General features: G+C 73.8%; 15 protein-coding genes. 6 read left to right on the top strand and 9 right to left on the bottom strand.

Annotation, left to right across the window (positions count from 1 at the left end; all coding sequences use genetic code 11):
- Nucleotides 1–7 precede the first annotated feature (7 nt).
- The gene (mptB, locus tag GA0070562_RS14565) at nucleotides 8–1,495 is read left to right on the top strand and encodes a polyprenol phosphomannose-dependent alpha 1,6 mannosyltransferase MptB (protein WP_091422013.1); all 1,488 of its coding nucleotides are present in this window, start codon (nucleotides 8–10) and stop codon (nucleotides 1,493–1,495) included.
- Between the two features lie 60 nt (nucleotides 1,496–1,555).
- Here mptB and glnA read toward each other — a convergent pair whose 3' ends face one another.
- Nucleotides 1,556–2,980: a type I glutamate--ammonia ligase gene (gene glnA, locus GA0070562_RS14560; protein ID WP_091421193.1), complete on the bottom strand. Its 1,425-nt coding sequence runs from the start codon at nucleotides 2,978–2,980 to the stop codon at nucleotides 1,556–1,558.
- 129 nt (nucleotides 2,981–3,109) lie between these two features.
- Here glnA and GA0070562_RS14555 point away from each other — a divergent pair, with 129 nt between their 5' ends.
- Complete coding sequence (locus GA0070562_RS14555; RefSeq protein ID WP_091421189.1) at nucleotides 3,110–3,565, top strand: RDD family protein; 456 nt, start codon at nucleotides 3,110–3,112, stop codon at nucleotides 3,563–3,565.
- 62 nt (nucleotides 3,566–3,627) lie between these two features.
- Here GA0070562_RS14555 and GA0070562_RS14550 read toward each other — a convergent pair whose 3' ends face one another.
- Nucleotides 3,628–4,317: a DUF4191 domain-containing protein gene (locus tag GA0070562_RS14550; RefSeq protein ID WP_013287747.1), complete on the bottom strand. Its 690-nt coding sequence runs from the start codon at nucleotides 4,315–4,317 to the stop codon at nucleotides 3,628–3,630.
- Between the two features lie 216 nt (nucleotides 4,318–4,533).
- On the opposite strand from GA0070562_RS14550, the gene GA0070562_RS30250 reads away from it, so the two are divergent.
- Both GA0070562_RS30250 and GA0070562_RS14545 read left to right on the top strand, forming a co-directional pair.
- Nucleotides 4,534–4,704, top strand: a complete 171-nt coding sequence (locus GA0070562_RS30250; RefSeq protein ID WP_175438738.1) for a hypothetical protein — start codon at nucleotides 4,534–4,536, stop codon at nucleotides 4,702–4,704.
- Nucleotides 4,701–7,835: an ATP-binding protein gene (locus tag GA0070562_RS14545; RefSeq protein ID WP_254663797.1), complete on the top strand. Its 3,135-nt coding sequence runs from the start codon at nucleotides 4,701–4,703 to the stop codon at nucleotides 7,833–7,835. Before GA0070562_RS30250 ends, GA0070562_RS14545 begins: the two co-directional genes overlap by 4 nt.
- Before the next feature lie 13 nt (nucleotides 7,836–7,848).
- On the opposite strand, the gene GA0070562_RS14540 is transcribed toward GA0070562_RS14545, so the two are convergent.
- Nucleotides 7,849–9,441: a DUF423 domain-containing protein gene (locus GA0070562_RS14540; protein WP_254663796.1), complete on the bottom strand. Its 1,593-nt coding sequence runs from the start codon at nucleotides 9,439–9,441 to the stop codon at nucleotides 7,849–7,851.
- Between the two features lie 60 nt (nucleotides 9,442–9,501).
- A complete protein-coding gene (gene lipA / locus GA0070562_RS14535; protein ID WP_175438737.1) occupies nucleotides 9,502–10,548 on the bottom strand; it encodes a lipoyl synthase in 1,047 nt (348 codons plus the stop codon).
- 357 nt (nucleotides 10,549–10,905) lie between these two features.
- On the opposite strand from lipA, the gene aspS reads away from it, so the two are divergent.
- Complete coding sequence (gene aspS / locus GA0070562_RS14530; protein ID WP_091421182.1) at nucleotides 10,906–12,192, top strand: aspartate--tRNA(Asn) ligase; 1,287 nt, start codon at nucleotides 10,906–10,908, stop codon at nucleotides 12,190–12,192.
- A gap of 576 nt (nucleotides 12,193–12,768) precedes the next feature.
- Here aspS and GA0070562_RS14525 read toward each other — a convergent pair.
- The 3 genes from GA0070562_RS14525 to GA0070562_RS14515 all read right to left on the bottom strand — a co-directional run bounded on the left by GA0070562_RS14525 (nucleotide 12,769) and on the right by GA0070562_RS14515 (nucleotide 15,690).
- Entirely contained in the window at nucleotides 12,769–13,161 is a 393-nt protein-coding gene (locus GA0070562_RS14525) for a VOC family protein (protein WP_091421178.1), read from the bottom strand.
- A 5-nt stretch (nucleotides 13,162–13,166) separates the two neighbouring features.
- Nucleotides 13,167–13,808, bottom strand: a complete 642-nt coding sequence (gene lipB, locus GA0070562_RS14520) for a lipoyl(octanoyl) transferase LipB (protein ID WP_091421176.1) — start codon at nucleotides 13,806–13,808, stop codon at nucleotides 13,167–13,169.
- Between the two features lie 70 nt (nucleotides 13,809–13,878).
- On the bottom strand, nucleotides 13,879–15,690 hold the full coding sequence (locus GA0070562_RS14515; protein ID WP_091421173.1) for a DUF6311 domain-containing protein: 1,812 nt from the start codon (nucleotides 15,688–15,690) through the stop codon (nucleotides 13,879–13,881).
- A gap of 173 nt (nucleotides 15,691–15,863) precedes the next feature.
- Between GA0070562_RS14515 and GA0070562_RS14510 the strand changes: the two genes are divergently transcribed.
- Nucleotides 15,864–17,081, top strand: coding sequence for an extracellular catalytic domain type 1 short-chain-length polyhydroxyalkanoate depolymerase (locus GA0070562_RS14510; RefSeq protein WP_091421169.1), 1,218 nt, complete (start codon nucleotides 15,864–15,866; stop codon nucleotides 17,079–17,081).
- Between the two features lie 24 nt (nucleotides 17,082–17,105).
- On the opposite strand, the gene GA0070562_RS14505 is transcribed toward GA0070562_RS14510, so the two are convergent.
- Nucleotides 17,106–18,005: a TIGR01777 family oxidoreductase gene (locus GA0070562_RS14505; RefSeq protein ID WP_091421166.1), complete on the bottom strand. Its 900-nt coding sequence runs from the start codon at nucleotides 18,003–18,005 to the stop codon at nucleotides 17,106–17,108.
- A 150-nt stretch (nucleotides 18,006–18,155) separates the two neighbouring features.
- Nucleotides 18,156–19,166, bottom strand: coding sequence for an aldo/keto reductase (locus tag GA0070562_RS14500; protein ID WP_091422002.1), 1,011 nt, complete (start codon nucleotides 19,164–19,166; stop codon nucleotides 18,156–18,158).
- Nucleotides 19,167–19,177 lie beyond the last annotated feature (11 nt).

Here is a 19,177-nt window from a genome sequence, read left to right as displayed (position 1 = left end):
TGTGCCGGTGAGCGAGCCCGACGGACCCGTCCGGCCGATCGCCGCCGGTCTCGCCCGCTACACCGGCCTCGCCGGGGCCGTGCTGCTCACCGTCGCCGGATGGCTCGGCGGCGCGCTGCCCGGCACGCCCCCGCGCGGCACGCTCGCCACGATCTGGCACGCACCGTACGGGCCGGTGACGCTTGCCTGCTGGCTGGCCGGGACGCTGCTGCTGGTGGGCGCCTGGTGGTCGCTGCGGTGGGGCGCCCCGTCCGGCCGGTGGGCCTACCTGACCGCCGGGCTCTGGTCGCTGCCGCTGCTCGCCGCGCCGCCGATCGGCAGCCGCGACGTCTACTCGTACGCCTGCCAGGGCTGGACCTGGACGCAGGGGCTCAGCCCGTACCGGGTGGGGGTCGCGGCGGCCGGCTGCCCGTGGACCGACTCGGTGTCGCCGATCTGGCGGGACACCCCCGCGCCTTACGGACCGTTCTTCGTGCTGCTGGCCGGGCTCGCAGTCCTCGCCGGTGGCGGCCTGATCGGGACGATCGTGGCGCTGCGGCTGGTCGCGGTGGCCGGCGTGCTCCTGACCGCGCTCTGCCTGCCCGGTCTGGCCCGTGCCGCCGGGGTGCCCACCCGCCGGGCCGCCTGGCTGGTGCTCGCCTGCCCGCTGGTCGTCGTACACCTGGTGGCGGGCGCGCACAACGACGCGCTCGCGCTCGGGCTGCTCCTGCTCGGCCTGCTGGTGCTGGTCCGCCTGCCGGGCAAGCCGCGCGCGCTGCTGGTGGCCGGGGTGCTGCTGGGCCTGGCCGTGGCGGTGAAGGCGGTCGCGGTCGTGGCGCTGCCGTTCGCGGCGCTCGCCGCCGTGCTCGGCCGCTACACCTGGCGGGCGCTGCTGCGCGACGGCGGGCAGCTGGCCGCGTCGGTGCTCGGCACGCTGCTCCTCGTGTCGCTCGCCACCGGCCTCGGGCTGGGCTGGGTCGGAGGGCTCGGCCACAGCGGCGACTCGCAGCAGTGGACCTCCCCGCCGACCGCGATCGGGTTCGTCGTCGACTACGCCGGTGAGCTGGCCGGGCAGCGGCCGGCGGCGGTACCGGTGGTCCGGGCGGTCGCGCTGGTGCTGCTGGCCGGGACGCTCGTCGCGCTCTGGTGGTGGGCGTGGACGACGCTGCGCCGGCTCAACGACACCCGGCAGCGGGTGGCCCGGCTGACGTCGGCCCGGCCCCGGGTGGCGCTGCTCGGCGCGGGCCTGGCGCTCGCCGCCACAGTGCTGCTCGCCCCGGTCTTCCACCCCTGGTACGCGATCTGGCCGCTGACAGTGCTCGCGGTCGCGGCGGTGCCGCTGGCCCGGCAGGTCTGGTTCGTGGCCCCCTGCGCGGTGGCCTCGCTGCTCACGCTGCCGGACGGATCCAACCTGGCCCGGTTCAGCAAGGCGCCGGGCGCGGTGCTGATGACGGTGCTGGTGGTGGTCGTCGCGATCGTCGGTGTCCGGGCCGCGTTGCGTCGCCGCACTGCGTGAAACGGCCGGGGCCGGCTCCGCTATCGCGGAGCCGGCCCCGGCCGGTGCTGACGTACGTGCTCAGCAGTCGAAGTACATCGCGAACTCGTGCGGGGTCGGGCGCAGACGCACCGGGTCGACCTCGTTGGCCCGCTTCCAGTCGACCCAGGTGGAGATCAGGTCGGGCGTGAACACGCCGCCGTCGAGCAGGTAGTCGTGGTCGGCCTCCAGCGCGTTGAGCACCTCCGGCAGCGAACCCGGAACCTGCTTGACGTCGCCCCACTCCTCCGGCGGGAGGTCGTAGAGGTCCTTGTCGATCGGCGCCGGCGGCTCGATCTTGTTCTTGATGCCGTCCAGGCCGGCCATCATCATGGCCGAGAACGCCAGGTACGGGTTGCTCGACGGGTCCGGCACCCGGAACTCGACGCGCTTGGCCTTCGGGTTGCTGCCGGTCACCGGGATGCGGGTGCAGGCCGAGCGGTTGCGCTGCGAGTAGACCAGGTTCACCGGGGCCTCGAAGCCCGGCACCAGACGCCGGTAGGAGTTCACCGTCGGGTTGGTGAAGGCCAGCAGCGACGGGGCGTGGTGCAGCAGGCCGCCGATGTACCAGCGGGCGGTGTCGGACAGGCCGGCGTAGCCGGTCTCGTCGTAGAACAGCGGCTCGCCGCCGCGCCAGAGGCTCTGGTGGGTGTGCATGCCGGAGCCGTTGTCACCGAACAGCGGCTTGGGCATGAACGTCGCGGTCTTGCCGGCGGCCCAGGTCTCGTTCTTGACGATGTACTTGAACAGCTGGAGCTGGTCGGCGGCGTGCAGCAGCGTGGAGAACTTGTAGTTGATCTCCGACTGGCCCGCGGTGCCGACCTCGTGGTGCGAGCGCTCGACGGTGAAGCCGCCGTCGACGAGGCGCCGCACGATCCGGTCGCGCAGGTCGGCGTAGTGGTCGACCGGCGGCACCGGGAAGTAGCCGCCCTTGTAGGCGGTCTTGTAACCCTTTTTTTTTTCCTCCTCGATCCGGCCGCTGTTCCAGGCGCCCTCGATCGAGTCGATGTAGTAGAACGACTGGTGCGCCGAGGTCTCGTGGCGGATGGAGTCGAAGATGTAGAACTCCGCCTCCGCGCCGAAGTAGGCGGTGTCGGCGATGCCGCTGGCCGCGAGGTAGGCCTCGGCCTTCTTCGCGACGTTGCGGGGGTCGCGGGAGTAGGCCTCGCGGGTGAACGGGTCGTGGATGAAGAAGTTCAGCGCGAGCGTCTTCTGGGTGCGGAACGGGTCGATGAAGGCGGTGGCGACGTCCGGCAGCAGGAGCATGTCGGACTCGTGGATGGCCTGGAAGCCGCGGATCGAGGATCCGTCGAAGGCGAGGCCGTCGGTGAAGACGCTGTCGTCGAACGACTCGACCGGCAGGTTGAAGTGCTGCATCACGCCGGGCAGGTCACAGAAACGTACGTCGACGAACTTCACGTCCTCGTTGGCGAGGTATCGCAGGAGTTCCTCGGAATTGGCGAACACACGTCCTCCTGGCAGGTCCACTCCGGTAGCTGGCTACTGGCGACGCTATGGCCGGGGGGTTGCCCGGCCGTGTCTCGTCTGTTTCCGCCGTGTTACGTCGCTTGCGGAGCGTCATCCCGGCACACTCTGATGCTGAATGTCGTATTTTTCGTCAGAGGTCGCGGCGGCGCTACCCTGGCCGCTGTGACCGATACCGCCGCCACACCGGTGCCGCCCGCCACCGACCCCGCCTTCACCCCGCCCAGCCTCGGCCGCCGCTTCGGCGCCCTGATCATCGACTGGGTGCTGTGCCTGATGGTCGCCCGGGCCTTCTCCGACCCGGTCCGCGACGGCTGGCCTCCGGTCCTGGTGCTGATCCTGGAGTACGGCTTCTTCATCGGCCTGTTCGCCCAGACCCCCGGCATGTACCTGACCCGGCTGCGCTGCGTGTCCTGGGCCGACGGCGGCCGGATCGGGCTGCTCCGAGGGCTGCTGCGCGGCCTCCTGCTCGCCCTCGTGGTGCCGGCCCTGCTGATGGACGAGCATCGGCGCGGCCTGCACGACCGGCTCTCCGGGTCGGTCGTCACCGACGCCCCGCGCCGCTGACCCGCACGAAGAAGGAGCCGGCCCCGCACGGGGACCGGCTCCTTCTTCGTGTACGCCGAAGGTCAGCGACCCCGGGTCTGCCGGAACGCGCCGCGCGCCGGCCGCATGTTCTTCGGGATCGCGCCCTTGGGCATCTGCGGCCGCGCGGTGAGCGCCTTGAGCCGCTTGTCGAGCGCGTTGACGTCCTTGGGGGACAGGGCGCGGGGCAGCCGCATCAGCGTCATCCGCAGCTTGCGGACCGGCAGCTCACCCTCGCCCTGCCCGATCACGTAGTCGTGCAGCGGAGCGGTGCCGATCACCTTCGCGAGGCGGCGCTTCTCCTGGCCGAGCAGGCCGCGTACGCGCTGCGGGTTGCCCTCGGCCAGCAGGATCACGCCCTGCCGGCCCACCACCAGGTGCACCATGTCCATCTGGGTGGTGGAGCTGACCGCCGGGGTGACCCGCCAGTCGCCACGCATGCTCTCCATGATCTGCGCCGCCGCGCCCGGCTGCCCCTCGGCGGCGTTCATCATCGCCTTGTTGGAGCGCAGGTTGAGCACGATCAGCACGGCCAGCAGGGCGAGCAGAATGCCGATCGGCAGCCAGATCCAGCCCCAGGCGATCACCGCGACCACGGTGAGCGCGAGCGGGATCAGCACCGCCGCCGCGGTCAGCGGCGCGAACCACTTGTCCTGCTTGGCGGTGAACCGGAACACCATCCCGATCTGCTTCAGCCGCTGGCCGAACGAGACCTTCTCCTGGGGCTTTGCCATACCGCAGAGTCTAGTGGTCGGCGCACATCACGTTGATCCGTGGCCGCCTCTTCCGCCGAGGGCTGAGTACCTTACGGCCGCGCCGCCCCGAACCGGCCCGCCGGTAAGGAGGCCGGACGGGCGAAGATCAGGCGGCGTACCCATGCCCCGGGGGCACCTTCGCGTGGAGAGTCGATCTCGACAGGGAACGACACCGCACGACAAGGGAGATCCGAGATGTTCGGTAACGACGCCGACTTCATCCTCAGCATCCACCGCAGCCACGCCGCCGAGTTGCAGGCCGACGCCGCGCAGGACCGGCTCGCCCGGTCGCTGCCACGCCGGCACCCGCGCGGCTGGCTCAGCCGCCGGCAGCACAGCGCCCGCACCACCGACGCCCGCCGGTGACCGCACCGGCGGCCGTCGCCGGGATCGTGGGCGCGGCCGGTGCCGCAGGAGAACTCGCCGGTCCGGCCGTCCCCGGGATCGTGGGCGCGGCCGGTGCCGCAGGGGAACTCGCCGGTCCGGCCGTCACGGGGGCGGCCGGACCGGCGGCAACGCGCCGCCCGATCGGCCCGGTCGGGCCGTCGGGGGCGCGTGGCATGCTCGACGGCGTGACCGTACGCGCCGCCAGCACCGTCCTCGTCGGCCGCCGGACCGAGCTGACCGCGCTCGGCGACGCGCTGGCCCGGTCCCGGTCCGGCGAGCCGGCGACGGTGCTCGTCGGCGGCGAGGCGGGTGTCGGCAAGACCCGGCTGCTGGAGGAGTTCGGCACGCAGGTGGACGCCGCCGGTGCGCGCCTGCTCGTCGGCCAGTGCCTGGAGCTGGGCGAGGCCGGCCTGCCGTTCGCCCCGTTCGCCGCCGCGCTGCGCGACGTGCTGCGCCACGACGGGCCGGCCGCCTTCGCCGGCTACGAGGCGGAGTTCGCCCGGCTGCTGCCGGAACTGGCCCGGATGCCGGCAGGCGTCGCCGCGCCCGCCGGGCCGGCCCTCGCCGACACCCCGCGCGGCTACCTGTTCGACCTGGTCGCCGACCTGTTCCGGCGGATCGCCGAGGAACGCCCGCTGGTGCTGGTGATCGAGGACCTGCACTGGGCCGACCGGTCCACCCGGGACCTGATCGGCTTCCTGGTGCGGGCCGCCCGCGCCACCCGCCTGCTCGTGGTCTGCACGTACCGCACCGACGAGCTGCACCGCGGGCACCCGCTGCGGCCGTTCCTCGCCGAGCTGGACCGGGTCCGCGGCGTGGACCGGATCGAGCTGGGCCGCCTCGACCGCGACGGCACCGCCGCCGTGCTGGCCGACCTGCTCGGCGCCGAGCAGTTCGCCCGGACCGTCGACGACGTGCACGAACGCACCCAGGGCAACCCGTTCTTCATCGAGGAGCTGGCCGCCGCCGGTGGCCCGGTCGGCTGCGCGACCATCCCGGAGACGCTGCGCGACCTGCTGCTGGCCCGCGTGGACCGGCTGCCCGAGCCGGCCCAGCGGGTGCTGCGGATCGCCGCCGCCGGGGGCACCCGCTTCGCTCATCAGCTCCTCGCCGAGGTGGCCGGCCTGCCCGAGGCCGAACTGGAGGACGCGCTGCGCGCCGCCGTCGCCGGGCAGCTCGTGGTGGCCGACCCGGACGGCGACTACGAGTTCCGGCACGCGCTGGTCCGCGAGGCCGTGCACGACGACCTGCTGCCCGGCGAGCACGCGCGGCTGCACGCCCGGTACGCCGCCGCGATCGAGGCCCAACCCCACCTGGTCGCCGTCGGTCGCGCCCCGGCCGAGATCGCCCACCACTGGTACGCGGCACACGACCACCCGCGCGCGCTCACCACGGCCCGGGTCGCCGCCGAGGCGGCGGCCGAACGGTACGCGTACGCCGAGCAGAGCCGCCTGCTGGAGCGCGTCCTCGAACTGTGGGAGCAGGTGCCCGACGCCGCCGACCGGCTCGGCATGGACCACCTGCGGGTGCTGGAGGACACGCTGACCGCCGCGGTCACCGCCGGTGACCTCAGCCGGGCGCTCACGCTCACCCGGGCCGCGCTGGCCGAGGTCGACCCCGGCGCCGAACCGCTGCGCGCCGCCCGCCTGCTCGACCATCGCGGCCGGCTGTTCGCGCTGCTCGGCAAGAGCGACGGCGCGGCCGAGCTGCGCGAGGCGTACCGGCTGGCGGCCGGCGCCCCCGACGGCCCGGAACGGTTCGCCGTGCTGGCCGACATCGCGTCGCACCTGATGAAGGTCGACCCACGCGAGGCCGCTTCGGTCGCCGCCGAAGCCGCGGCCGGCGCGTCCGAGGTCGGCACCGACCTGGTGCTGCTGCCCACCCGGATCGCCCTGCTGCACCGCCTCGACGGCACCCCGGAGCGCGGGCTGGCCGAGCTGCGCGGGGTCGAGGCGCGGGCCCGCGCCGCCGGTGACTCGTGGGCCCTGGTCAGCGCGCTGGTCTTCCTCTCCGACGTGCTCTACGAACTGGGCCGCTACGACGAGTCCGAACAGGCAGCCGCGGCCGGGGTGAGCGAGGCGCGCCGGGTCGGCATCAGCCGCTCGATCGGGGCGTACCTGCTGTCGAACCGGGCCGAGGCGCTGATCGCGCTGGGCCGCTGGGACGAGGCGGACGCCACCTGCGCCGAGGCGGCCCGCATCGACCCGCCCGGCGTGTCCGGGCTGCACTGGCTGCAACTGCGCGCCGGGCTCCACCTGGCCCGCGCCCATCCCGGCGCCGACGAGGTCGTCGGGCGGGCGCTCGCGTTCCTCAGCCGGCCCTACCTCTGGCCGAACCACCGGCTGCCGCTGCACGAGCTGCGCGTGGAGGCCGCGCTCGCCGCCGACGACAAGCTGGAGGCGGTACGCGCAGCGCGCGCCGCCCTGGCCGACGCGCACCTGGCCGACCTGCCGCGCGAGGGCTGGCCGGTGCTGAACGCGCTGGCGCGTACCGCCGCGACGACCGGGGACGCGACGCTGGCCGCCGAGGTGTCGGCGGTTGCCGCCGCGCTGCCCGCCCAGCACCCGGCCGAGCGCGCCCACGCGGCGCACGTCACCGCCGTCCTGACCGGGCTCGGGCCCGCCGGTCCCGTCGAGGCGCTCGCCGCGTGGCGGGAGTCCGTGGCGGCGTGGCGGGCGGCCGAGCAGCCGTACCCGCTGGGCCGGGCGTTGCTCGGGCTGGCCGAGGCGGCCGCCGCGGCGGGCGAGCGGGACGAGGTCGCCGCCGCGGTACGCGAGACGGCCGAGCTGGCCGCCCGGCTGGGTGCCACCCCGCTGGGCGAGCAGGCGGCGACGCTGGCCCGCCGGGTCGGGCTGCGGGGCACCGGGCGACCCGGGCCGGACCTGCTGACCAGCCGGGAGCAGGAGGTGTTGCGGCTGGTCGCCGAGGGGCACAGCAACAGCCGGATCGCCGAGCGGCTGTTCATCTCGCCGAAGACGGCGAGTGTGCACGTGTCCCGGATCATCGCCAAGCTCGACGTGACCAACCGGGTGGAGGCCGCCGCGCTGGCCCACCGCCTCGGCCTGCTCGACGTTTCGCCGCCCGCCCCGGCACAGCGCCGCGCCCGGTAGCGCCGCGTCTGCGTCAGCGGCGTGGCAGGTAGATCCGCCAGCCGGCCACCGTGACGACGTCGAGCGCGCCGGATTCGGTGCCGAGGCGTTCGTCCAGCCGCGCGGCCAGCGGCGAGCCGGCCGGTGCCACCCACGCCGCGTCCGGGTCGGCCGCCACCTCCCGCCGGTACGCGGGCAGCCTGTCGAAACCCGGGGTCAGGTCGTCGTCGACCACGGCACAGACCACGTTCTCGCCGGTCGCGTAGGTGAGCCGGTTGCACGTCCAGTAGCCGCCGCGTACGTGCCGGACGTCGAGCGCGCCGAGCGTGTCCACGAGCGACCGGTGCCGGTCGGCCTCGGCGTGCACGGCGGGCGCCGCCCGGATCACGTCCACAGTGGCTGCCGCGCCGGTGCCGAGCACGCCCGCGAGCACCGCCACCGCCGCGATCCCCGCCACCCGGGCCGTCGGCCGGCGAGCGGCCCGCCACAGTGGCCAGAGCAGGGCCGGTACGGCGACCGCCAGGCAGGACAGGTAACGGCTGCTCTCGATCGGCGTCTGCCCGGCCGCGTTGCTCACCGCGTACGCGGCCAGCACCCCCGTCGCGCCGCCGAGCAGCGCCAGCCGCACCCCGGCCGGCACCCGCTCCGCCGAGCCTGAGCGGCCGGGAGTACGGCGGAGGGTGCGCCACACGGCGAGCGCGGCGAGCACCAGCAGCACCGGGAACGCGACGGCCCACCAGAGCTGCCAGGTGGCACACCGGCCGGGTGAGCAGAAGCCCATCGCCAGCGGCGGTCCGAGGACCAGCGCGCCGTGCAGCCGGTCCGCCCAGTCCGCGGCAGCGCCGGAGCCACCCGCCGCCAGCACCGCGGTGACCGGGTTGCGGCCGTGCCGGATGCTGTCCACGAGCATCGGCGCCGCGCCCAGCAGCAGCGCGCCGGCCAGCACGAACCCGGCCCGGCCGGCCAGTTCCCGCCGGCGCCACGCCACGAGCAGCGCGCCGAGCGTCAGCACGTACGGCAGTATCAGCGGGTCCACCCACAGCAGCACCCCGGCGATCAGTCCCCAGGCCGCCCAGCGGGGCAGCCGCGCGCCCGGCCCGGTCACGCAGAGCCCGACCGTGAGCAGCGCCAGCGCCGTGCCGGCCGGGTTCAGCTCCGGATAGCCGCCGCCGGCGATGAGCTGGTTCTTCACCACCCGGTCGGAGCCGAGCGCCAGCACGGCGACGACGAACAGGGCGTACCAGCGGTCACCGCCGAGCCGCCGGGTCAGCCGCCAGGACAGCAGCAGGAACAACGCGTACAGCGCCAGCGTGGGCAGCCGCAGCACGAGCACCGACGGCCCGGCGAGCGCGACCAGCGGCGCGGCCAGGTACGCCTCCAGCGTGCCCATGTACGCCTGGCCGTAGAACCAGACCGGGAAGCCGTCGCCGCGGGCGATGTGCAGGGCGGCCAGCCCCATCGTCGCCTCGTCGCTGTTGGTGGGCGGGACGTCGGCGAACAGCAGCGCCAGCCGGTAGCCCACCCCGGCGAACCCGACGAGCAGGGCGAGCAGCGTCGGCAACGGCAGCCGCCGGGGCGTACGAGGGCGCACGGCTTCGCGTGGCTCCTCGCGTACCCCGGCAGTCATGCCTGTGATCATGGCATCCGGCGGGCGGCCGGCGGCGGGTGACGCGGTGGTCGGCCGGCCTCAGCCGGCGACGGTGACCTCCCGGCGGGCGTCGAGCGCCTGCTGGTAGAGCCGGCCCGCGCGGTACGACGAGCGGACCAGCGGGCCGCTCATCACGCCCGCGAAGCCGATCTCCTCGGCCTCCTCGCGCAGCTCGACGAACTCCTCCGGCTTGACCCAGCGGGTCACCGGGTGGTGCCGGGGGGAGGGACGCAGGTACTGCGTGATGGTGATCAGCTCGCAGCCGGCCTCGTGCAGGTCGCGCAGCGCCTGGGACACCTCGGCGCGCTCCTCGCCCATGCCCAGGATCAGGTTGCTCTTGGTGACGAGGCCGTCGGCCCGCGCCTGGCGGATCACGTCCAGCGAACGCTCGTAGCGGAACGCCGGGCGGATCCGCTTGAAGATGCGCGGCACGGTCTCCACGTTGTGCGCCAGCACCTCGGGCCGCGAGCCGAACACCTCGGCGAGCTGCTCCGGCACGGCGTTGAAGTCGGGGATCAGCAGCTCGACACCGCAGCCGGACTGCAGCGCGTGGATCTGCCGGACCGTCTCGGCGTAGAGCCAGGCCCCGCCGTCGGGCAGGTCGTCGCGGGCGACGCCGGTGATGGTCGCGTAGCGCAGGCCCATCGCGGCGACGGACTCGGCGACGCGCCGCGGCTCGTCGGCGTCGAACTCGGCCGGCTTGCCAGTGTCGATCTGACAGAAGTCGCAGCGCCGGGTGCACTGGTCACCACCGATGAGGAAGGTGGCCTCCCGGTCCTCCCAGCACTCGTAGATGTTGGGGCAGCCGGCCTCCTGGCACACGGTGTGCAGCCCCTCGCGCGAGACGAGCCCGCGCAACTGGGTGTACTCCGGGCCCATCTTGGCCTTGACCTTGATCCACGGCGGCTTGCGCTCGATCGGCGTCTCGGCGTTGCGCGCCTCGATCCGCAGCATCCGCCGCCCCTCCGGGGCGACAGTCGCGGTGCGCGCTGCCTGCTCAGTCGTCGGCGCGGATTGCTCGATCGTCACAAAACCGAGCGTACGCCGGTCGGCGGCGGTCGATGAACGGCGGGCGACGGCCGTCACGCCGGAATCGCTGTGACACCGGACACCAGGGGCGAAAAAACCCGGTCACAGCGTGGCACGTGCGGTGCTAGCGTGCCGGGCAGAGCTGTGACGGAGCCGAGTAACGGACCGATCCCGCCAGTCGAGAGAGCCGCCGTTCGCTGCGAGGCGGTCTGGCGCCGGTTCGTGAAGACCCTCCCGAGCTGCGGGAAGAACGGCGTGTCGCGCCCAGTAGAGCCCGCCCGGCCGGCCCCGGTGAAAAGGCGTCGAATGAGGCTCCCGCTCCGTCGGGGGCGAAGGTGTGGTGGCACCGCGAGGTTCCCGCTCGCCCACACCTCCCTGGGATCGCGTTGCGATTGGTCCGAGGAGGTAGTCGTCGTGCAACGCATCCTGTCCACCCAACTCCCCGCCCATGTGGGCACCACCGTGCGGCTCGCCGGCTGGGTCCACCGCCGCCGGCTGCTCAAGTCGGTGGCCTTCCTGATCCTCCGCGACGCCGCCGGGCTCGCCCAAGTGGTGGTCGCCGCGCCCGCCCTGCGCGAGCAGGTCGAGGCGCTCACCGAGGAGACGGTCGTCGAGGTGGTCGCCACGGTGGTCGCGAGCCCCACCGCGCCCGCCGGGGCCGAGGTCGTCGAGCCGACGGTACGTCCGCTCGGGCCGCCCGCCGTCGCGCCCCCGTTCGACCTGTACCGGCCGGCGCTCACCGCCACCCTGCCCACTCAGCTCGACCACGCGGCGACCGCGTTGCGGCACCCGAGCCGATCCGCCGCGCTGCGGATCTCGGCGGCGGCCGTGTCCGGCTTCCGGGCCACCCTCGACGAGCAGGGGTTCGTCGAGGTGCACACGCCGAAGGTGGTCGCCTCGTCGACCGAGAGCGGGGCGAACGTGTTCGCGCTGGACTGGTTCGGGCGGCCCGCCTACCTGGCCCAGTCGCCGCAGTTCTACAAGCAGCTCATGGTCGGCGTCTTCGAACGGGTCTACGAGGTGGGGCCGGTGTTTCGCGCTGAGCCGCACGACACGGTGCGCCACCTGGCCCAGTACACGTCGCTCGACGTCGAGCTGGGCTTCGTGACCGACCACCGGGACGTGATGGCGGTGCTGCGGGGCACCCTGGCCGGGATGGTGGCGACAGTCGCCGAGCGGGTCGGCGGTGCGCTGGCCACGCTCGGCGTGACGGTGCCGGAGGTGCCGGCCGAGATTCCGGCGGTGCACTTCACCGACGCGCTGAAGATCGCCGGAGCGCCGGCCGACGAACCCGACCTGGCGCCGGCGCACGAGCGGGCGCTGGGGGAGTGGGCGCTTCGGGAGCACGACAGCGACTTCCTCTTCGTCACCGGCTACCCGATGGCGAAGCGCCCCTTCTACACCCACCCGGACCCGGCCCGGCCCGCGTACTCGAACGGTTTCGACCTGCTGTTCCGGGGCGTGGAGCTGGTGACCGGCGGGCAGCGGCTGCACCGGCACGCCGACTACCTGGCCGCCCTGGCGGCGCGGGGCGAGCCGGTCGAGCCGTACGCCGGGTACGTGGACGCGTTCCGGCACGGCATGCCGCCGCACGGCGGTTTCGCGATCGGGCTGGAGCGGTTCGTCGCGCGGCTCACGGGCGCGGCGAACGTCCGGGAGGTGACCGCCTTCCCGCGCGACCTGCACCGCCTCACGCCCTGACGGCTGCGGCCGGTACGGCTTGCTCCGTGCCGGGCCCGCGGCGGCGGACTTCCTCTCTGCCGGCCCCGGTCCCGGTGTCGGGGCGCGGGCTCGCCAGAGCCGTCGGTCGAGCCGCCGCCCTCCGCAGCCGACCCAGCTTGGCCACTGAGAGTGATGAGGAGCCCCGCAGCCTTGTGGTCACGATCGGTGATGGGGCATCCGGAGTCGTCGAGATGCTCTTTACGCCGACGAATCCCGCTGAGCAGGGGTTATAGCGAACGGCCCTCGGGAGGGAGGGAAGGGTGTCTGCGCACTTTGCTCTGCAGCCACGGGCGCAACGATCGACCGGGAGTGACCGTCGCGGATCCGGCTGCAGAGCAAAGTCGGCAGGAGGTCACATGCCGCGGACACGGCCTTGTTACTTACCGTGACCGATGGCGAGGCGGTTCCGGGCGGGCGACGGCCCGCACCGTCGGCCACCGCGCACCGAGCGGATGCGCGGTGGTCGGGGGCGAGACCACGCGGACGGGCCGGGCGGGCGGCCCGGACACGACTGGCCGAGAGGCAAGGGGCGGGAGGCGAGGGGACGAGGAGCGGTCAGGCCGGACCGAGCAGGTCCCAGGGGTTGCCGGCGATGTCGCGGAAGACCGCGACCCGGCCGTACGGCTCGGTGCGGGGCGGCCGGACGAACTCGACGCCCGCGTCGGCCATCCGCCGATACACCGCCTCGAAGTCGTCGACCTGGAGGAAGAAGCCCACCCGGCCGTGTGTCTGGTCGCCCACCGCACCTGCCTGGTGCTCGCCGTCGGCGCGGGCCAGCAGCAGGCCCGTGCCTCCACCCGGTGGGCGTACCACGACCCAGCGCTTGGGCCGGCCGTCGTTGGTCAGCGACGGGCTGTCCTCCGCCAGCTCGAAGCCGAGCACCTCGGTGAAGAACGCGACGGCCGGGTCGTACTCGGCCACGACGAGCGTGACCAGGTCGAGCCGCACCGGGCTCAGACCCGCGTCAGCGTCGGCAGGTGCCGCTCGACCACGGGCAGCACGTCGGCGACTGAAATCGGTCGGCCCAGCTCGGCGGTCAGCGAGGTGACCCCGGCGTCGCGGATGCCGCAGGGCACGATCCGGTCGAAGAAGCCCAGGTCGCAGTCGCAGTTGATGGAGAAGCCGTGCAGCGTGACGCCGCGGGCCACCCGGATGCCGATGGCGGCCACCTTGCGGGCCGGGCCCCGGTCGTCCTCCGGCACCCACACGCCGCTGCGTCCCTCGACCCGGCCGGCGGCCAGCCCGAACTCGGCGCAGACGTCGATCAGCAGCTGCTCGGTGCGGCGGACGTACGCGACCACGTCGACCGGGTCGGGCAGCCGGACGATCGGGTAGCCGACGAGTTGCCCCGGGCCATGCCAGGTGATCTTGCCGCCGCGGTCCACGTCCACCACCGGGGTGCCGTCCATCGGCCGGTCCCACGGCTCGGTGCGCTTGCCGGCGGTGTAGACGCTGGGGTGCTCCAGCAGCAGCACGGTGTCGCCCTGCTCGCCGGCCACCACCGCCTCGTGCAGCCGGCGCTGCTCGTCCCAGGCGGCCTGGTAGTCGAGCAGGCCGGCGCGGACGGCGGTCAGCCCGGAAGTCGTCACGCTCACCCGTCCAGCCTAGTCCCGCCCTCCGGGAACCGGACCCGTGAGCCTCGTCGCCATCGCACCGCTGCGACGATCACTCCGGCACCCGCCACAGCCAGACGTCCTCCACCCGCTCGGGCGGGCCGAGCAGCGCGGTGGCGGTGCGACGCAGCGCCTCCTCGTCGACGTCGAACTTGGCGCCGTGCACCCGGTCCGGCAGCACGACCGCCTGCACCCCCCAGTAGCGCAGGTCCGCCCGGGACTCGCGGATGCTGCCGTCGGTGATGATCGGCACCAGCCCGGTCCGGCCGGCCTGGTCCATCAGCGAGTCGAAGGTGCGCGGCACCGGGCCGATCCGGCCCCGGCCCTCCGGTCCGCCCGGCCCGAGGAAGAACCCGGAGGGGATCCGGAACTCGCCCTGCCGGTTCGCCAGCGCGTACGCCTGCCAGCGCTGCCCGTCCGGGTAGACGTCAACGGTCAGCGGAAGAGGGGTCAGCACCCCGTCGGGCGGGACGTAGCGCTGCCAGGCGCCGCTGGTGATGAACGCCGGGATCGGCTCGCGGACGCTGGTCAGCAGCGGGGTCGGCACCAGCGGCAGCAACGCGGCGACGAAGCCGAGCGTCCAGGCGAGCCCGCTCACCCGGTGCCGTGGCGGCCGGGCGCGCAGCGTGTCGATCGCGTACGCCAGCAGCAGGCCGATGACCGGCGCGACGACGAGCGCCAGCCGGGACGGCAACGCCGCGTTGATCACCGGCAGGTTGTCCAGCACCCCGAACGGCAGCGTCTGGTCGAAGCGGCGGCCGTTCCACTTGACAGTCGGCCCCCACGACAGCACCGCGAAGACCACGGCGGTCACCCCGAGCGCCGCGAGCGTGGCCCGGAACGCGCGGTCCGCGCGCCACCACAGCAGCGCGAAGCACGCGACCGCGAGCAGGAGCAGCGGTACGCCGAAGAACGAGTTCTCCTCGGTCGGGTTGGGCGCCAGCGAGGTGCCCCAGCCGGCCCAGCCGGCGAGCGACCGGCGCGGGTACGACCCGTACGCGGCGATGTCCTCGGAGTGGATCAGCGGGTCGAAGCCGGTGCCGTGGAACCGTTGCGGTCCGAGGAAGTGCAGCCAGAGCGGGTACGCCAGCAGCACCCCGGCGACGAGCGCTGTCACGCCCAGCCCGGCCGCCATCCGGGGCAGCGCGGCACGTACCTCGGACCGGCGGGCCGGATGCAGCGCCCACACCGCGAGGAACACGCCGAGCGCCAGCGCGGTGAAGAAGAGCCCTTCGGCGGCGATCGAGAACGCGACCGCCACCAGCAGGCCGAGCACGATCCCGCCGGTGACGGCCCGGCCGGGGCGGCGCAGCCGGAACACGCCCCAGATCAGCAGCGGCACCAGCCAGCCGGCGGTCCAGTTCAGGTGCGCGTTCGCGTGCGACACCATCGCTGGGCAGAAGGCGATGAACAGCGCGCCCACACCGGCGGCCAGCCGGCTGCGCACCAGGTGCCGGCTCAGCAGCCAGTACCAGGCCACCGCCGTGGCGGCGAGGTTGAGCGTGAGGATCACCAGGAACGTCGCGGGCGGCCCGATCAGGTACGTCAGCGGCGCGAAGACCGCCGCGTACACGGTGATCGACGTGTTGACCGCGAGGTTCACCCCGTCCGGGACGTTGATCAACGTGGTGAACAGCGGGTTCTGCCCGTGTGTCAGCGCGTGCCCGCCGAACGCCAGCAGCCACTCGAACAGCGCCTGGTCGCTGGAGTTGACGGTGATCGCGCGGCTGTTGGGATCCCGCCACAGGCCACTCGTCACCCAGAGGGCCAGGGCCAGCGCGGCGAGCGTGACCAGCAGGTCGGCGCGCCGGTCACGGACGCGGCTCGGCGACGGCCCGGTGGCCGGGAACGGGGAGGACGGCACGCAGCGGACGTTACCAACCTGACCTGGGCAGACCGCCCGGACACGAAACTCGCCCGCACACTTCGGCGGTCGTGAATGTGTGAGTGGCGGCCATTCCGGTGTGACGAAACGCGGCCGTAACGTCGCGGCAACTCGGAGGTGACTCAGTTCACATTCCACGATCGGGAGGTCCCGTGCCCCGCTCCTCATCCCTCATCGCCCGCGTCGCCGGGGCGACGGCCGGGGTCGTGCTGGCCGCGGCCACCGCCCTGGTCGCCGCCCTCCCCGCCCAGGCCGCCTCGCTGACCCAGGTCACCGGGTTCGGCTCCAACCCCGGCAACCTGGCCATGTACGCGTACCGCCCGGACGGCCTGCCCGCCGGCGCGCCCGCCGTGGTGCTGCTGCACGGCTGCGTGCAGAACGCCTCGACGTACGTCGCCAACTCCGGCTGGCAGAAGTACGCCGACCAGTGGAAGTTCACGCTCATCGCGCCGCAGCAGCCCAGCGGCAACAACGCCAACTCCTGCTTCAACTGGTTCGAGACCGGCGACACCGCACGCGGCCAGGGCGAGGCGCTGTCGATCAAGCAGATGGTCGACTACGCCAAGACCAACTACGGCACCGACGGAGCCCGGGTCTACGTCAGCGGCCTCTCCGCCGGCGGGGCGATGAGCGCGGCCATGCTCGCCGCCTACCCGGACGTCTTCGCCGCCGGCTCGATCATCGCCGGCATCCCGTACCGCTGCGCCACCAGCACCGTCACCGCGTTCAGCTGCATGAACCCGGGCGTGGACAAGACCCCGGCACAGTGGGGCGACCTCGTCCGCGGCGCGTACGCCGGCTACACCGGCAAGCGCCCCCGCGTGGCGATCTGGCACGGCACCAGCGACACCACGGTGGCCACCGCGAACGCCGCCGAGTCGCGGGACCAGTGGACGAACGTGCTGGGCGTGTCGACTACCCCGACCAGCACGTCCACGCTGCCTGCCGGTACGGGCCTGGAGGTCTACGGCAGCGACCAGGTCCGCCTCTACCGGGTCTCCGGGATGGGCCACGGCACCCCCGTCGACCCGGGTACGGGCGCGGACCAGTGCGGCACCGCCGGGGCGTACTTCCTCGACACCATCTGTTCGACGTACCGGGACGCGGTCTTCTTCGGGCTCGGCGGTGGCGGCGCCTCGCCGAGCCCGACCCCGACGGCGACCGCGTCGCCCACCCCGACCGCGTCGCCGACCGGCGCGCCGGTCTGCGTCACCGCCAGCAACTACGCGCACGTGGTGGCCGGGCGGGCCTACCAGTCCGGCGGGTACGCCTACGCGCTCGGCAGCGGGCAGCGGATGGGCCTCTACAACACCTTCTACACGAGCACGCTGAAGCAGACCGGGCCCGCGTACTGGGTGATCGGCTGCTGATCCGTCACGTCGCGCCGCCCTCGCTCACCCGGTGAGGGCGGCGCGCAGCGCGCCCGGCAGGTCCGGATGCGCCCAGGAGAAGCCGGCCTTGTCGAGCACACCGGGCAGCACCCGCGTGCTGGTGAGCGCCTCCTGCGCGAAACCGCCGAGCGCGACCTTCAGCGCCACTGCCGGGATCGGCATGATCGCGGGGCGGTGCAGCTGCCGGGCCAGTTCCCGCGTGAACTCCGCGTTGGTGACCGGCGCCGGGCCGACGACGTTCACCGGGCCGGCCACGTCGTCGCGAGCCAGCAGGAACTTCGCGGCGTCGAGCCAGTCCCGCATCGAGATCCACGGCAGCCACTGCCGCCCGTTGCCCAGCTTGCCGCCGACACCGAGCCGGAACGGCAGGAGCTGCGGTTTGAGCAGGCCGCCGTCGCGGTGCAGCGGCAGTCCGGTACGCAGGCGCACCACCCGTACGCCGGCGTCCTCGGCCGGGCGGCTCGCGGCCTCCCAGACCCGGCAGACGTCGGCGAGGAACCCCTCACCGGCCGGCGCCTCCTCGGTGACCGCCCGGTCGCCGGTGTTGCCGTACCAGCCGACGGCGGAGGAGTTCAGCAGCACCGCGGGCCGGTCGGCGGCGGGCAGGCCGGCGATCGTGATGGCGAGCGTGGTGGTGCTGTCCACCCGACTGGTCCGGATCACCTTCCGGTACTCGTCGTTCCAGCGCTTGTCGCCCACCCCGGCGCCGGCCAGGTTCACCACCGCGTCGGCGTCGGCGACGCACTGCGGATCGAGCTGCGCGGCGGACGGGTTCCACTGCCGTTCGACGGGGGTGCGCGGCGGGCGGCGGACCAGGCGGGTGACCTGGTGGCCGTCCGCGGTGAGGCAGTCGACCAGTCGGGTGCCGAGGAAACCGGACGCGCCGGCCATGAGGATCCGCATACTCACATCTTCGAGTACGGAGCGCGATTCGGATGCGTTGAGCGAAATCACTCACTCGTCACGCCCGCCGCGCATTCGAGCCCGAGCCGTCGCTCAAGTCCTTCGACATCGTGGCGGTGCACCCGGACGGCCCGCGGCGGGACCGGGCGGTCAGGCGTCGGCCGGGGCGGTACGCAGGTCGGCGAGCAGGCGTTCCACCTCGGCGAACGCGTCCTGCGCCAGTGGCCCGTACGCCAGCGCGCCGAGGTTCTCCTCGGCCTGCGCGACGGTCCGGCAGCCGGGGATGGGCAGGGTGTGCGGGCTGCGGGCGAGCAGCCAGCCCAGCGCGCCCTGGGCGAGGGTGCGGCCGTCGGCGGTGAGCGCCTCGCGGACCCGGGCCACCCGCTGCGCCCACTCGGCGCGCGGTACGCCGCCGGTGAACCAGTCCAGCCACTCCGGGGCCACGCCGCGCACGTCGTCGTCGCCCCGGGCGGTCGGTGCGTCCTGGTACTTCGCGGTGAGCAGGCCCATCGCCAGCGGCCCCCGGTTCAGAGCGGCCAGGTCGAACTCCGCGCAGACCGCGAGCATCGCGGCGTTGTCCCGCAGCACCGACTGGTCGTGCTGGATCGCCGCGCAGTGCGGTCCGGCCTCCGCGAAGGCGCGCGCCGAGGCGGGATCGTCGGTGCTCCAGCCGTACGCCCGGATCTTCCCCTCCGCGACCAGGTCCTCAAGCGTGCCGACGAGGTCCAGTGCCTGCGGCACCGGCAGGCCGCCCAGGTGGAGCTGGTAGAGGTCGACGTGGTCGGTGCCGAGCCGGCGTAGCGAACCCTCCAGGCTGCGCCGGGCGTAGTCCGCCGTGGCGTCCTCGCCGAGGGCCTGCCGGGTCGCCTCGTCGGTGGGGTAGCCGAACTTGGTCGCGATGACCGCGTGGTCCCGGCGGCCCGCCAGCGCGCGCCCGAGCACCCGCTCGCTGTGCCCGGCGCCGTAGTTGCTGGACGTGTCGAACAGCGTCGCGCCCAGGTCGAGGGCCCGGTGGACGGTACGCACCGACTCGTCGTCGTCCACCTCGCCCCAGCCGAGCGGTTGGGTGCCGTCCCAGAGCGGGCCGCCGATCGCCCAGCAGCCCATGCCGATCGCGCTGACCTCGATGCCGCTGCGGCCCAGCCGTCGTGTCGTCGTCATGAGCACAGTGT

It is taken from the genome of Micromonospora tulbaghiae (assembly GCF_900091605.1).
In the GTDB taxonomy this organism is placed as follows: domain Bacteria; phylum Actinomycetota; class Actinomycetes; order Mycobacteriales; family Micromonosporaceae; genus Micromonospora; species Micromonospora tulbaghiae.
The sequence above is the reverse complement of the archived record's forward strand: the minus strand, read 5'-3'. Positions and strand labels throughout refer to the sequence as shown.

What these genes read in the sequence shown, in the direction of transcription:
- GA0070562_RS14555 (WP_091421189.1), top strand. Translation starts at nt 3,110, where the DNA reads ATGCTGAATGTCGTATTTTTCGTCAGAGGTCGCGGCGGCGCTACCCTG.
- GA0070562_RS14500 (WP_091422002.1), bottom strand. Translation starts at nt 19,166, where the DNA reads ATGACGACGACACGACGGCTGGGCCGCAGCGGCATCGAGGTCAGCGCG.
- GA0070562_RS14540 (WP_254663796.1), bottom strand. Translation starts at nt 9,441, where the DNA reads ATGACTGCCGGGGTACGCGAGGAGCCACGCGAAGCCGTGCGCCCTCGT.
- GA0070562_RS30250 (WP_175438738.1), top strand. Translation starts at nt 4,534, where the DNA reads ATGTTCGGTAACGACGCCGACTTCATCCTCAGCATCCACCGCAGCCAC.
- GA0070562_RS14505 (WP_091421166.1), bottom strand. Translation starts at nt 18,005, where the DNA reads ATGCGGATCCTCATGGCCGGCGCGTCCGGTTTCCTCGGCACCCGACTG.
- GA0070562_RS14550 (WP_013287747.1), bottom strand. Translation starts at nt 4,317, where the DNA reads ATGGCAAAGCCCCAGGAGAAGGTCTCGTTCGGCCAGCGGCTGAAGCAG.